Origin of the sequence: Actinosynnema sp. NPDC059335 (assembly GCF_042752395.1) — a bacterium.
Classification (GTDB): Bacteria; Actinomycetota; Actinomycetes; order Mycobacteriales; family Pseudonocardiaceae; genus Actinosynnema.
Genome location: NZ_JBHYXZ010000022.1, coordinates 39,485 through 53,154, shown reverse-complemented (window position 1 = coordinate 53,154; position 13,670 = coordinate 39,485). Strand labels below are relative to the sequence as shown.

Genomic DNA, 13,670 nt, shown 5'->3' with positions numbered 1-13,670 from the left:
ATCGGCATCCTGCTCGGGTCGCTGCTGTCCGCGCTGGTCGCCACCGTGATCCTGCGTGCGCGCAACCGCGTCTACCGCCGCATCCACGACGAGGAGACCCGCGACGCCGACCAAGACGGCATCCCGGACGTCCACCAGCGAGATGTTATTGACTAACTTTTGTTAGTGACTAACACTATGGCTCATGAGCGTAGTGGTAGTGGGTGCCGGTCCCACCGGTCTGGCCACGGCGTGCGCATTGCGCGCGCGCGGCGTGGCGGTGCGAGTCGTCGACGCGGCGCCGGGGCCGGCGACCACCTCCCGCGCCCTGGGCCTGCAACCACGCGGCAGCGAGGTGCTGGAACGACTCGGCGCGCTGGGCGACCTGCCGGAGCGGTCGATCGGCATCCGCCGGGTGGCCGTCCACGTCGACGGTCGCCGCTCGGGTGAACTGCGAGTGGGGCGGCCCACGGCGCTGGTGCGACGTCCCGGCCTGCTGGTGTCGCAGGCCGAGGTGGAAGCCGCGCTGCGCACCCGCTTGGCCGCCCTGGGCGGCCGGGTGGAGTGGGCCACCGCGGTCACCGGCCTGGACCTGCGCGAACACGGGGTGACGCTGTCCACGTCCGCCGGACCGGTGCCGGCCGACTGGGTGGTCGGCTGCGACGGCGCGCACAGCGCGGTGCGCAAGGCCTCCGGCATCGGCTTCCCCGGCGTCCCGCTCGTCGAGGGCTTCGTGCTCGGCGACGTGCGGACCGAACTGCCGCTGTCCCGCGACTCGGTCGGGGTGTGGGTGCGCGGCGGGGAGGTTTTCGCGGCGTTCCCCCTGCCCGACGGCGTGTGGCGGTTCATGGCGCCCGCGCCGGGCACCGAGGTGCCGGGCATCCCGGACTTCCTGACGCGCGCCGCGCACCGGCACGCCGGCGTGCGCGTCCGGCCGGCCGACGTGTGGCTGTGGACATCGGTGTTCCGCATCCACCGCCGCCTCGCCGAGACCTACCGACGCGGCCGGGTGCTGCTGGCCGGTGACGCGGCGCACATCCACAGCCCGTTCGGCGGACAGGGCATGAATACCGGTCTGAGCGACGCCGAGAACCTGGCGTGGCGGCTGGCACTCGTGGCCTCGGGCCGCGCGGGCGACCGGCTGCTCGACGGCTACCAGGTTGAACGCCGCCCCGTCGCCGAAGAGGTGCTGGGCACCACCAGCGGCCTCACCGGGCTCGTGCTGGGCGAGTCGCCGCTCGCGCGGCTGGTGCGCGACCGCGTGCTGTTCCCGCTGATGGGCCTGCCGCCGGTGGAGAAGCGGATCTGGGAACGCGCGTCGCAACTGACGACGAGCTACGCCCGCTCGCGGTTCGGGCGACGACCCAGGGTCGGCGACCGGGTGCCCGAGTTCGCGGTCACCGACCGGTTCGGCTGGACCGTCGCCGCACCGCGCGGCGGGAGCTGCGCCGCGGTCGCCCGCGACGTGCTCGGCGATGTCCGGCACGTCCACCGCGACGGCGACGCGCTCCTGGTGCGCCCCGACGGCCACCTGGCCTGGCGCGGCAAGCCGGAGCCGGACGTCCTGCGCCGGGCACTGGCCGTCATGCTGGACCGGTGACGAACCAGGCAGGACGGGGCGGGCTGCGCGAGCAGCGCAAGGCGCACACCCGCCGCACCATCCAGGAACACGCGTTGAAGCTGTTCCTCGGCCAGGGCTACGACGCCACGACCGTCGAGCAGATCGCCGCCGCAGCGGGCGTGTCGCACATGACCTTCTTCCGCCACTTCCCCACCAAGGAAGCCGTGGTCGAGGACGACGACTACGACCCGCTCATCGCCGACCTGGTCCGCGCCCGCCCCGACGGGGAGGACCCGCTGGAAGCGCTGCGCGCCGCCCTGCTGACCGGTCTGGACGCGGTGCTCGCCACCGACCGCGACGCCGTCTACGCCCGAACCCGGCTCGTCGTCACCACGCCCGCCCTGCGGGCACGGCAGTGGCACAACACCGCCGCCACCGGCGACCTGCTCGCCACCGCCCTGGCCGAACGCGAGCGCCGACCGGTCGACCTGCGACTGCGCGTGATCGCCGCCGCGGCCACCGCGGCGCTGACCACCGCACTGACCGCCTGGGTCGAGGGCGAGGGCGCGGACGACCTGCGTTCCCTGGTCGACCAGGCGTTCGCCGCCCTGCGCACGGCGGACTGACGGCCCACCGCGGACCAGTCGGCCGGCGGGGCGCACGACCGGCAGCACTGCCGCGGTCGAGGCGTACCCCGCCGGTCGGGTGATCACTCCGCGCCACCGTTCCCGTCCTTCGACGTGCCGCGCACGGGGGTCGAGATCGGGTCGTCGCGCCGGGTCAGTGCGAGCGGCGACGCAATGCCCGGCACGGCGGCCACACCCGCGCGCTTCCAACCCGCCACCGACCACGGCCAGGAACAGCGCGGCGGACACCACCACGCCACCCGGCGCGGCGAACGCCGGCAGCGCCGCCACCCACCGGTCCCGCGGCTCCCCCACCACCAGCTCGCGCGTGATCTCCAGTGCCCACCACGAAGAAGAACCGCGCCATCAGCCGTCGACGACCACCTGCCGCAGGTCTTTCGACGGCACGCGCCGCCGCCCCCGTGCACGGAACAACGCACCGGAGCACGCCTTGATCGGCATTGCTCCGGTGCGGCGATCGGCCCCCGTGTGGGACCGGTCAGCCAGGTGTGCCCGCCCGGCCTGCGGTTTCGGCGTCGGCGGCCGCTTCGGCCGCTGCTTCTGCGGCCCGGTTCGCGTCGTCGGCCGCGCGGGCCGCGTCGTCGTCGGCCGTGGCGGGCACGGTGGCCGGGACCTTGGGCAGGGCCTCGGTGAAGGCGCGGGAGACGCCCTGCAACGCCGAGGTAACCTCGCTGGGGATGACCCAGAACGTGTTGCCGGGGCCCTGTGCCAGTTGCGGCAGCATCTGCAGGTACTGGTAGGCCAACAGTTTCGGGTCGGGATCGTTGCGGTGCACCGCCTCGAACACCTGGTCGATCGCCCGCGACTGCCCCTCGGCCTTCAGGATCTCCGCCGCCCGCTGGCCCTCGGCGCGCAGCACGGCGGCCTGCTTGTCCCCCTCGGCGGTGAGGATCTGCGACTGCCGCTGCCCTTCGGCGGACAGGATCGCGGCGCGCTTGTCCCGCTCGGCGCGCATCTGCTTCTCCATCGCGTCCTTGATGGTGCGCGGCGGGTCGATCGCCTTGATCTCCACGCGGTTCACCCGCAACCCCCACTTGCCGGTGGCGTCGTCCAGCACGCCCCGCAACTGGCTGTTGATCGTGTCACGAGAGGTCAAGGTGCGCTCCAGGTCCATCGAGCCGACCACGTTGCGCAGCGTCGTGACGGTCAACTGCTCGACCGCCTGCAGGTAGCTGGCGATCTCGTAGAACGCCGCACGCGGATCGGTGACCTGGAAGTACAGCACCGTGTCGATCTCCACCACGAGGTTGTCCTCGGTGATGACCGGCTGCGGCTGGAAAGACACCACCTGCTCGCGCAGGTCGATCGCCGGGTGCACGCGATCGATGAACGGGATCACCACGTTCAGCCCCGGTTGCAGCGTGCGCTGGAACCGACCGAGCCGCTCCACGTTGCGCGCCCGCGCCTGCGGCACGATCCGCACCGCGCTCAACACGACGAGCACCACCAGCAGCACGATCACCGCGCCGACGATCACTGAAGCTTCCACGACCCACTCCCCGGGTAGACGAACGCGGTGCTGCCGCTGATCCGCAGAACCTCCACGGTGGCGCCCTCGGGGATCACGAGGCTGTCGTCGAACGGGCGGGCCGTCCACTCCTCCCCCGCGATCCGCACCCGACCGCCGTGCCGCGTCACCTCGCGCACCACTTCGGCCGGCTCGCCCACCAGGGCGTCCACCCCGAAGCGCACGGACGACCCGTTCCGGTGACGCCCGGCGAGCGGACGCAGCAACACCAGGCCCAGGACCGAGGCGAACGCGAACACCGTGAACTGGGCCGCGGCCGGAAGGCCGATCCCCGCGGCTGCGGCGGCGAGGAGCGCGCTTCCCCCGAGGATGCCGAGCGCGGCGGTGAGGGTGAACACCTCGACCGCGCCGAGCAACAACGCCACCGCCAACCACACGAGCCAAGCGTCCACGCAACACTCCCTCCACGATCGGGAGCACTCTCGCCCAGGTCACCTTGACCTGCATGAATACTCTCCCGACCGGTGCCGGTGGACAATGTGCGAACCGAGCCGCCCGCGATCGGCCCGGCTGCCGGAACCCGGCAACCAGGGGTCACGGCACCTCGGTGACCGGCCAGCCGAGCAACTTGGCGCCGAGCACCGCGACGTGCAGGGACAACGCCTGCGGCGGATCATCCACCGAGTAGCCGGTCAGCTCCTCGACCCGCCGCAGGCGGTAGGTCACCGTACGGACGCCCACCTGCAACTCCCGCGCACACGCCGCCGACACCTGACCGGCGGCGAAGTAGGCCGCCAGCGTGTCCAGCAGCGGACCCGGGCCGCCCCGCACGGCGCGCAGCGGTTCCAGCACGACCGACACCAGGTCGGCCAAGGCGGCGCTGTCGCGCAACAGCACCTGGTAGACCAGCAGGTCACCGGCCCGGTGCACGCGCCCCGGCAACGCCAGGCGTTCGGCGATGTCGAGCGCGTACCGGGCCTGCTCGAAGGAGCGCACCACGCCACCCGGTCCGGACTGGACGCGACCGATGCCGACCCACCACGTGGCCTCCCCGCCCAGTGCCACGGCGACCTGACGGGTGAACTCGTCGAGGACTCCGACCACCGTGTCCGGGACGACGCAGACGAGCAGGCCGGTCTTCGTGGTGATGAGGACGTCGCGGGAGTCCGGCCGCAGGTTCAGCGAGGACTCCACCGCCCTGGCCACCTCGCCGCCGTCGACCGCCGGCTGCGGGCAGCGCACGGCCGCCACGACGTTGCTGCCCGCCAACCGCAACCCGAACCTCTCCGCCCGCTCCGCCAGTTGCCCGAGGTTGCGACCGTCGAGCAGGTCGTCGACGAATTCCCTGCGGAACGACTCCTCCTGGCGCACCGACCAGCGCTGCGCCTTGTCGTAGCCCTCGGCGATGGCCTCGACCGCCACGTCGGCCGCCTGGAACACCGCCCGTCCCAGGGCGCGGACGGCGTCCGGGTCCTTCGCATCGTCCACACCCGACAACAGCGGCCAAGCCAGCCACGTGGCGCCGAGGTAGAGGTCGATCACCCCGCCCAGGGGCACGCCCTGGGCGGCCGCCCGGGCGCCCACGTCGTGGCGGACCCTCACCCGATCCGGTCCCAACGGGCGGCCGGACGCACTGACCTCGTCCAGGTCGGCGAGGTAGCCGTCGAGCAGTTCGGCGGGTACGCCGTGCGCCTGCCGGCTCGCCCGGTCGGCGACGCCGGCCCACGGATCCACGGTGTCGTCACGCGCGGGCCCCGACCGCTTGATCCGTGCCATGTGTTCCATTCCCGCAGTCGTCGGTCGAAGTCGTCGCACCGGGCGGTCCGCCCCTCGGTCGGTGTTCACGGTTTCTCGGCCAGGACCGTCCGCTCCAAGGGCGACACCGGCACGTCACGGCCGGCGGGCCGCACGTAGCGCGTCCGGAACTCCTCGGCCCCGACGTCCTCGACCTTCCGCCAGCCGTACCGCGCCAGCAAGGGGCCCACGTCACGCGGCCGCAGCCCGAGCCGCCACAGGCGCTGCCGGGCGACGAACCGTTCGTGCGGCGCCCCGGCCTCCCGCACACCGCCGCCGCCGTTCATGAGGCGTGCCGGAGGTAGGTGAACACCAGCCTGCTGCCCGGCGCCGCGCCGGCCAGGAAGTCGAACGTGCGGCCGAACCCGTCCTCGGTCAGGTATTGGGTCACCCCCTCCCACACGAACAGGCACCGCTGCGCGACCCGGTGACCGCGGGCGACGAGCGCCGCGCGCAGATCCCCCCGGTCGAGGTCGACCGGCACGAAGGTCACGCGATCGCCCACCCGCAGGCGCCTGCGCTTGCGTGCGGTGTTGACGGCGATGTCCACTTCGAACACCGACGCGCCGGCAGGCGTCACCAAGCGGTGGGCCAGCGTGTCCAGACCGGCTCCGAGGACGACCACGCACCCGATGCCGTCGTCCAGGGCTCGCGCCGTCTGCTGGTCGATGTAGCGCTTGCGGCAGGCGACGCCTCCCCAGGAACCGGGCGAAGCAGTCTCCCAATACCTGATCAGCCACTCGCGCACCGCGCGATGACGGGCCGACATCGCCAGCCACCGCGACGCCGGCGGCAGCACCGAACCCGCCAGCGGGTCGTCGAGCAAGCGGAACCCCGGCGGGTAGTGCCGCTCACCGCCGCGACCACCATGGGTCCGACGGCGGTGCGTGCCACCCCGCTCACCACGGCCGGAACCTCTCACCGGCCGGGTACGGCACACCCGGTAGGGAACCGCGACGTCCCCACTCCGCGTCGAGCGGTGCGCCACCGCGGTGTGGACCGGTTGCCCATCGGCGGGCGACGACGTGCACGGCCATGGGGCCTCCGTTCCCGGACGACGGCAGATCGCTCGCCGACCAGGCTTCCCGGCACACCCACGACGATCGTAGCGCCCCGGCGCACGGACGAGCCACGAGCCGCCGAGGGATGAACTGGGGACGACCTGGGTGTCGTCGCACGGCTGTCCCGCGCCCTTGCCGATAACCGGCAACCAACCGGCCGTGTCTACCGCCGGTTCCCTCCCTGTTCCGACATCCCCATCCGGGCGACCATGTCCTCGAAGCATCCACCAGTCGGCGGTGACACCGAACCACGGTCGACGGAAGGAGGCGGCGTGGAGTGGTGGATTACGGCGCCGGCCACCGCGCTCGCCGTGGGACTGCTCGGCGTGGGGCACGCCGAGCGCCGTCGCTGCCGGGCGCAACTGTTCCACCACCACCGGATCCGGGTCGCACCGCGCGCCGTTCACGCCGCAGTCCGCACGGAGCCCATCATGTTGAGCGACCACGAGCAACGCAGGCTCCGCGCCATCGAAGAGCAGTTGGCGAACGAGGACCCGGAGTTCGCCGAGCGCATCCGCGCCTTCGACCGCCCCGACCCCCGACCGGCCGCCGGCCGGCTCACGCCCGTGGTCGTGTTCGGGCTCATCCTGGTGTTGATCGGCGCCGTGGCCGATCCGGGGCTGGTGGCCATCGGCCTCCTGATCGCCGCGCCGGCGATGGGCATCCGACTGCTGCTGTCGCCCCCACGACGACCACACCCACCGGCCGGACCGGACGACGATCAGCCACCACCCACCTCCAATCGGGGAGCACCGGTGTGACACCGCAGACGACGAGCAGTCCCGTGCCGCGAAGCCGTTTCCTGACCGCCGACGCCGACCTCGTGTTCGACGTCCTCACCGACCTGGGCGACCTCGCGTGGCTGCCGGCGGGAGTCGAGGTCGACGTGCCCAGTCCCAACCTGCTCAGGCTGTGGTTGCGCCGGGGCGCCCACGACGATGAGGTGCACCGCCCGATCGACATCGATTGGGAGAACCTGCGCATCACGTGGGGCGGCGAGACGACGCCGAGCTGGTCGGGATGGGTCCGCGTGGAGCGACTCCCGACCGGCGGCTGCCTGGTGAGCGCCCGCGTCATGGGCTCCGAGGGCCGTCCCGCCCAACAGGTCACGGCGTGGACGGACGAGGCGCTCGAACGCCTGGACACCGCCGTCCGGCGGGAGGGGACCGTCCTGCCAGGACGGATGCGGAGGGCGCTGACCGTCCCCCGTTGCGACGAATGACCCTTCCTCACCGAACCACGTCGAACAGCACCCATCGGGCACTGCGCAGGCGTTCACCGGGCCGCGGCGGGATCAGGCGAACGTGCCGGCCCCTCCCACGCTCACGTACCTGAGACCGGTCAGCGCGCAGTCGAGGTTCGGGGTGAACCACGCCACCGGGATCATCCCGTCGCCGGCGAGCGCCCCACCCGTGATGGTCATGGACAGCTCCACCAGGCCCTGCGCCGGGTCGGTGTTGAACACGTAGACGAAGTCGCTGCTCGCCGTCGGCGTCCACGAGATCGTGCCCGTGGCGACGATCCGGATCACCACCGAGCAGGGGGTGGCGATGGTCGAGGTGGCGGTGGCGGTGCCCTGAAACACGCCGGACTGCATGGTCTGGCCGGTCGCGGAGACGCAGTTGACGAAGGAGCCGCTGACCTCGCCCGCGTAGCCGGTCACCGAACCGGTGATCGGCGGCGTGAAGTCGGTCTGGACCTGGACCTCGCAGGTCAGGTCGCCCGGTGCGGCGGTGGCCGCCGGAACGGGCAGGACCGCGAGCAGGGCGGTCACGAGGGGCAGCAGGACGGCGGCACGCGGACGCATGGGAACACACCCTTCGGGCAAGGCGCGGCAGACCTGGCCGTGCTGAGCGCGGTCACGTCCACCGCGGCGGGGGCGGACTTCGCGACGACCCAGGACGGTAGGCCGCGTCGCGCGGGCGGTCGGCGGTATCGGGCGCTGCCACCCGGTCGGCCCGCACCTGTTGGTGTCGGTCACAGCGGGCCCGGGCGACGCGGTGACCGGCCACCTCGAAACGCTGACCATCGCGCCGACCATCCGACGCTCCGACCGACCACGACCGGCGCCGGCGCCGACCGCCGCACATCAGAGGTGCGGGTGGACTGATGCGAGGGGAACCAGCATCACCGGGACGCGAGCGCCGCGGACGGTGTCGCGGACCGTGCGGGCCCGTCCTTCGTCGAGGCGTCGCGACCACCCGAGCGCGATGAGGTGCGCGTGCTCCTCGGCCGCGACCTGGTTGACGCGATCACCCGGCCTCCCGCTGCGCAATTCCAAGCGCACGTCCTCCGGCGTGCAGAACCGCTTGCGGAACTCCCGTTCCCAGTCGTGCCGCGCGTGGGCGGCCTGGTCCCAGAAAGGCGGCACGGTGGCTTCGTCGAACACGTGCAGCACGACCAGATCGACGTTCGCGCGAGCCAGCAGTCCGAGGACCTCGACGACCGCACGGGCCGATTCCGCGGTGCCGTCGAGCGGGACGAGCACCCGGGAGACCGCGGCGGTGGACGCGGACGTGCCGGGGTACATCGGCGGCACGAGGACGACGGGCCTGGCGGACGCGCGGGCGATGGTCCACGAGGAGTGCTGGTCACGCGGTACCACGCCCAGGACGGCGTCCGGCCCGCGCAACGCGCCGAGCACCGCGTCCCGACCGGTGGGCACCGTGACCACGGTCGCGCCGATCGCCTCGGCGACCGCCGTGGCGATCGCGACCACCGGGGCCGCGCCCGGCCGCTCCACCGCCACCACCTTGCCGCCCATGCCGCCTCCCTACGCCATCCGTTCGACCCGCACCGCGTCGGTGACCAGGAACTCGCCGTGCCCGGCGAGCGCCACCCGCAGGGGCGCGTTCACCTCGACCCACACGTCGTCCCGGGTGATCCGCAACCGGACACGGCGGCCCAGGCAGTGGAACCGGAGCCCGAGCGTCCGCCACGAGGCGGGTACCGACGGGTCGACGCGCATCGTGCCGTCCCGGACGCCCACGCCGGCGAAACCGCCCAGCAGCGCTTGCCAGACGCCGCCCATGGCCGCGAGGTGCAGGCCGGCCGCCGTCGTGCCGGTGAGGTCGTCGAGGTCGATGCGCGCCGCCGTCCGCAGCAGGCTCAGCGCTTCTTCCGGGCGTCCGGCCCGCGCCAGCAGGGATGCGCTGATCGCGGGCGACAGAGACGACCCGTGCGCCGTGCGCGGCGCGTAGAAGTCGACGTTCGGCCCGAGCGAACCCGGCCGCACCTCCTCCGGCACCAGGTGGTGCAGCATCAGCACGTCCGGTTGTTTGATGATCTGCGTGGCCGCCACGCGTTCGCGGCCGAGCAGGACGTCGGCGGCGACCGGCGGGCGGGCGACGTGGTCGATCGTGAGCGGTTCGAGGCCGAAGTATCCGGCGAACTGCTCGTACAGGCCGGTGTCCGGCCGGTACCCGTCCACCAGCGAGGTGGCCAGCGAAGTCCAGGCGCGCCGCTGCCCGGGCGAGGTGGTGGAGTCGGCCGCGGCGCGGAGGTTCCAGCGGGCCATGACGTTGGTGAACGCGTTGTCCGACACCCGCTCGTGGTACTCGTCCGGGCCCATGACGTCGTCGATGTGCGCGCGACCGTCTTCGTCGACCCGGCACCGGGACGCCCAGTAGCGGGCGGTCTCCTCCAGCAAAGCGCGGCTCGCTCGCACGTCACCGGACCTCCCGGTCCACCGCGCGCAGTGCCACGCGGCCCACGCCACGTCCGCGGTGATGTGCTCCTCGGACCGGCCAGTCCGGATCTCCACGGGCACGCCGCCGACGTGGCCGCGCGCCGGCGTGACGTCGCTGCCGTCCGACGCCGACTCCCACGGGAACCGCGCGCCGGCACGACCGGCCGCGCGGGCGGCCACCCGCGCGGCCGGCAGTCGGCGCACCCGGTAGTCCACCATCGCGGCGGCCAGCCGAGGGTGCATCGTCAGGACCGCGGGCAGCACGTACACGTCGGCGTCCCAGAAGACGTGGCCGGAGTACCCGGCGCCGGACAGGCCGCGCGCGCCGACCGCGACCTCCCGCCGCCCGTCGACGTTGGACCACAGCTGGAACAACGCGAACCGCACCGCCGTCTCCAGCTCAGGATCGTCGGGCACCTCGACGTCCACGGCGGCCCAGCGGTCGGCCCACGCGGCCCGGTGCTCGGCCAGCAGTCCGTCGAACCCGATCTGCCGGGCGGCGTCGAGCGCCGCCACCAGCCCGACCGACGGGCGCCGTCTCAAGCCGCCGGCGGCGTATGCGGCAATCCTCTCCGCGGTGCGCAGATCCCCGTCACCCCAGAGGCGCTGCCACGCGACCGCCGTCACGCCGGAGCGGTCACCGGTGGACGCCCAGCTGCGGTCGCCGTCCAGCACGCCTTCGGCCATGTCGGCCTCCGGAGGAGGCCGCAGCGCCTTGCCGGTGCGCAGCCGTCCGGCCGGACCCTCGGCCCTCATCGCGACCACGCCCGGCCGGGTGATCGACGCGAACCGCAGCGTCCACACCGGGTGGTCGGTGTCCTCCTGCCGCGCGAGCGTGCCCGTGCGGAGGTCGAGCACCCGGTGGTCGGCCTCGGGTGCGGGCCGCAGATCCAGGCCGGTCCAGATCGGGCCTTCCAGCAGGTGTTCGTCCGAACCGCGACCGGTGTAGGCGCCGGCCGCGAGCACCGAGGGCTCCGCGTCCGGTCGTGCCTCCTCCACCGCGCCGCGGGTGGCGATACCGCCGGCCCCCACTGTGAACAGGGACTCCACCACGCGGCGGCGGAGCGGGTCTCCGCCTTCCCGGAGGGTCCAGGCCGCATCACCGGCGTCCGGCGGTCGTGCGCACGTCCGGCGGACGATCTCCTCGTCGAGCAGCCGGCACAGCTCCGCCTGGTCACGGCTCGGATCGACCACCAGCGCCGGTCGGGAATCGCGGCGCGCCGCGGTTGGCGCGGCCCGATCGGCGTCGGGTGGCCCGTGGACCGGCACCCCCAACGCGCGCAGCGCCTCCACGCGCCTGCGGACCCGTGAGGGCAACCGGTCACCTTCCGCGAGGAAGATCCCGTCGAACACACCGAGGTGACCGGTCATGCCACACCCGGGATCCGCGGCCTCGCCCGCGTGGCCGGCGCTGACTCCCCGTGCACCGTGCCGGTGTCGGCCGGCGCGGCGAACCGCCGCGCCTCGTCCTCAGCGGGCACCACACGGGCATCGGGCCCGGGGAACACGAGCGTCCGCCGGCCCGTGTCCAACCAGTGCACGAGGTACGGCGGCGAGCCGTCCGGGTGGCGCAACTCCACCACTTGGCCCCGCCGCGTCGGTACGCCGAGGCTGACGCCCTCGACGACCACCCAATCCCCGACCTGTGCCTTCATCGCCGCACCTCCGGTCCTGCCCTCTTGATGCCGAAGCGTTGCCCAGGCCACACGAACGGGTGGTTCCCGGGACGGTTGGTGCCACAGGGCACCTGCACCGGGACGTCGCGCAGGGCACGCCGTCACGCGAGCTTCCGCCAACCGGGTTCGACCGCCGCCCACTCCAGCGCCCACCGCTGACGGCGGAGCTTGACGTGGACGCCGCGAACCAGCCCGTAGAGGAGTGCCATCGCACCGCCCAGCGCGAGCCAGGAGCCCACCGCCACCGTCGCCGCGGTGACGACGGCGCCCTCGGCGGTCAACGGCGGGTCCACCGGCGACCCACCGTCGTCGACCCAGATCGGGATCTCGCTGCCGGCGGACCTGCCACCGGTCACCCGAACCGCACCCTGCCGGGCCGTACCGTCGGGCAGCGCCCACGTGGCGTGCACGACGTACGTCGTCGTGGCGGTGTGCTCGGTGCCGCCGACGTCCCCGGGCGTGTCCACCGACAGCACGGCGTCCACCTGGTGGCGGGTGCGCGACTGCTCCGAGGAGAGCGCCACCTGCCGCACGTGGACCTCGGAGCCGAGCGCGGCGGCGACGGGCAGGCCCGTCAGCGCCACCGTCACCGCGACCAGCGCCACCCCGCTCTCCAACCGGTCCCCAGCGCGGGCCAGGGGGTTGCGCCAGACCCAGAACCGCCGCGCCAGCCGTGAGACGACACCGCCCGACCACATCTCCATGTCACGACCTCCTCGGCGCGATCCGGTGCCCCCAGGCTCCTCGGGCCGGGAACCGGCGCACAGGGTCCTTGGTCGCCGCGACGGTCACCGGAGGCCAGGGACTTCCGACTCTGCCGCGGATACTCCGAGCGCGAGTCCGCAACCCGATCGGGTGACCAGCAAGCACCACCGGATCGCCCACGCCGACGTCAGACGGTGCGCCAGGCACGCCACACGACTCGCCACACGCCGCCCGACCGGACCCGACCAACACGGACGCCACGAGGACCACGGCCGGTTGCGAGAACGGACGACCGAGGTGACGCGGCGGGATGGTGCGCATCCCGGTGTCCTCGTGGCCGATCGGCGAGTTCGCCGGGATGCCCACCGTGCCGACGTCGATCGGACGGGCACGTGCCGCCGAGCCGACACGTGCCCGTCGGTGTTCGCGTCGGGCGCGGAACCTAGTCCTCTTGCGCCTCCACGCGGATCTTGCGTGCGCCCGCGTTCTCCGCGACCGGCACGCGGACCTCGAGGATGCCCTTGCGGTACGTCGCGGTCATGGCGTCGGCGTCGGCGCCCTTGGGGAGCGTGACGGTGCGGGTGAAGGAGCCGTAGCGGAACTCCGAGCGGTGCTGCTCGCGCGCCCGCTGCTCCCTCTCGGCGGTGATGGTGAGCCGGTCTCCCGTGGTGCTCACCGCGATGTCGGAGTCGGCGTCGAGGCCCGGCAGCTCCGCGCGCAGCACGTAGGTGCCGTCCTCGAAGTAGTCCTCGACCTGGACGGAGTGGCGCGGGCCGAACGGCCACGCGGCCTCGAACAGACCGACCACCTCCGGGATCAGACCGCCGACGGGACGCCTCTCGACCGTTGTCATGGCAACTCCTTCGCTCTTCGTGAGTTCTCCCGGGTCCGGACCGCCAAGGCGGACACCGGCCCCGGATTGCGAGGCCGGTCATCGAGGACTCCGGCCCCGGGGCGGCGCCGACCCGCGATCGTGGCGCCCCCCGTGGCCCAAAGGCGGGGGGAGCGGCGAGGGAACCGGGGCCCGCGCGGGGGGGCGGGACAGGGGGTGGTGGTCCCCGGATGACGGCACCGCACCCCCCCCGGGTGGG

The 13,670-nt window shown here is 73.3% G+C and carries 15 protein-coding genes and 2 pseudogenes; 5 read left to right on the top strand and 12 right to left on the bottom strand.

Annotated elements, in window-relative coordinates:
* The 3 genes and pseudogenes from ACFXGA_RS10070 to ACFXGA_RS10060 all read left to right on the top strand — a co-directional run.
* Positions 1-156: pseudogene (locus tag ACFXGA_RS10070) on the top strand (sodium:proton antiporter); the annotation flags it as partial.
* Between the two features lie 28 nt (positions 157-184).
* Positions 185-1,579, top strand: coding sequence for an FAD-dependent oxidoreductase (locus ACFXGA_RS10065; RefSeq protein WP_378086181.1), 1,395 nt, complete (start codon positions 185-187; stop codon positions 1,577-1,579).
* Positions 1,576-2,166, top strand: coding sequence for a TetR/AcrR family transcriptional regulator (locus tag ACFXGA_RS10060; protein ID WP_378086179.1), 591 nt, complete (start codon positions 1,576-1,578; stop codon positions 2,164-2,166). Before ACFXGA_RS10065 ends, ACFXGA_RS10060 begins: the two co-directional genes overlap by 4 nt.
* A gap of 201 nt (positions 2,167-2,367) precedes the next feature.
* On the opposite strand, the pseudogene ACFXGA_RS10055 reads toward ACFXGA_RS10060, so the two are convergent.
* From ACFXGA_RS10055 to ACFXGA_RS10030, 6 genes and pseudogenes are all read right to left on the bottom strand, one after another.
* Positions 2,368-2,499, bottom strand: a pseudogene (locus tag ACFXGA_RS10055) (Na+/H+ antiporter NhaA); the annotation flags it as partial.
* Between the two features lie 166 nt (positions 2,500-2,665).
* Complete coding sequence (locus ACFXGA_RS10050; protein WP_378086177.1) at positions 2,666-3,676, bottom strand: SPFH domain-containing protein; 1,011 nt, start codon at positions 3,674-3,676, stop codon at positions 2,666-2,668.
* The gene (locus ACFXGA_RS10045; protein ID WP_378086175.1) at positions 3,661-4,107 is read right to left on the bottom strand and encodes an NfeD family protein; all 447 of its coding nucleotides are present in this window, start codon (positions 4,105-4,107) and stop codon (positions 3,661-3,663) included. The genes ACFXGA_RS10050 and ACFXGA_RS10045 overlap by 16 nt, the downstream gene beginning before the upstream one ends.
* A gap of 142 nt (positions 4,108-4,249) precedes the next feature.
* Positions 4,250-5,440 carry a PucR family transcriptional regulator gene (locus ACFXGA_RS10040; protein ID WP_378086173.1) on the bottom strand — a complete coding sequence of 397 codons (1,191 nt, stop codon included), beginning with the start codon at positions 5,438-5,440 and terminating at the stop codon, positions 4,250-4,252.
* 56 nt (positions 5,441-5,496) lie between these two features.
* A complete protein-coding gene (locus ACFXGA_RS10035) occupies positions 5,497-5,736 on the bottom strand; it encodes a hypothetical protein (protein WP_378086171.1) in 240 nt (79 codons plus the stop codon).
* Complete coding sequence (locus ACFXGA_RS10030; RefSeq protein ID WP_378086169.1) at positions 5,733-6,275, bottom strand: SAM-dependent methyltransferase; 543 nt, start codon at positions 6,273-6,275, stop codon at positions 5,733-5,735. Before ACFXGA_RS10030 ends, ACFXGA_RS10035 begins: the two co-directional genes overlap by 4 nt.
* Positions 6,276-6,782: 507 nt before the next feature.
* Here ACFXGA_RS10030 and ACFXGA_RS10025 point away from each other — a divergent pair.
* Both ACFXGA_RS10025 and ACFXGA_RS10020 read left to right on the top strand, forming a co-directional pair.
* Positions 6,783-7,271 carry a DUF3040 domain-containing protein gene (locus ACFXGA_RS10025; protein WP_378086167.1) on the top strand — a complete coding sequence of 163 codons (489 nt, stop codon included), beginning with the start codon at positions 6,783-6,785 and terminating at the stop codon, positions 7,269-7,271.
* 23 nt (positions 7,272-7,294) lie between these two features.
* Positions 7,295-7,732, top strand: coding sequence for a hypothetical protein (locus ACFXGA_RS10020; protein WP_378086165.1), 438 nt, complete (start codon positions 7,295-7,297; stop codon positions 7,730-7,732).
* A gap of 72 nt (positions 7,733-7,804) precedes the next feature.
* Here ACFXGA_RS10020 and ACFXGA_RS10015 read toward each other — a convergent pair whose 3' ends face one another.
* From ACFXGA_RS10015 to ACFXGA_RS09990, 6 genes are all read right to left on the bottom strand, one after another.
* Positions 7,805-8,317, bottom strand: coding sequence for a hypothetical protein (locus ACFXGA_RS10015; protein WP_378086163.1), 513 nt, complete (start codon positions 8,315-8,317; stop codon positions 7,805-7,807).
* 282 nt (positions 8,318-8,599) lie between these two features.
* Positions 8,600-9,274 carry a universal stress protein gene (locus ACFXGA_RS10010; protein WP_378086161.1) on the bottom strand — a complete coding sequence of 225 codons (675 nt, stop codon included), beginning with the start codon at positions 9,272-9,274 and terminating at the stop codon, positions 8,600-8,602.
* A 9-nt stretch (positions 9,275-9,283) separates the two neighbouring features.
* The gene (locus tag ACFXGA_RS10005; protein ID WP_378086159.1) at positions 9,284-11,569 is read right to left on the bottom strand and encodes a glycosyl hydrolase family 65 protein; all 2,286 of its coding nucleotides are present in this window, start codon (positions 11,567-11,569) and stop codon (positions 9,284-9,286) included.
* Positions 11,566-11,853, bottom strand: a complete 288-nt coding sequence (locus tag ACFXGA_RS10000) for a DUF1918 domain-containing protein (protein ID WP_378086157.1) — start codon at positions 11,851-11,853, stop codon at positions 11,566-11,568. The genes ACFXGA_RS10005 and ACFXGA_RS10000 overlap by 4 nt, the downstream gene beginning before the upstream one ends.
* Positions 11,854-11,975: 122 nt before the next feature.
* Positions 11,976-12,578, bottom strand: a complete 603-nt coding sequence (locus ACFXGA_RS09995; RefSeq protein ID WP_378086155.1) for a hypothetical protein — start codon at positions 12,576-12,578, stop codon at positions 11,976-11,978.
* Between the two features lie 443 nt (positions 12,579-13,021).
* Positions 13,022-13,432, bottom strand: coding sequence for an Hsp20/alpha crystallin family protein (locus ACFXGA_RS09990; RefSeq protein ID WP_378086153.1), 411 nt, complete (start codon positions 13,430-13,432; stop codon positions 13,022-13,024).
* Between the last annotated feature and the right edge of the window lie 238 nt (positions 13,433-13,670).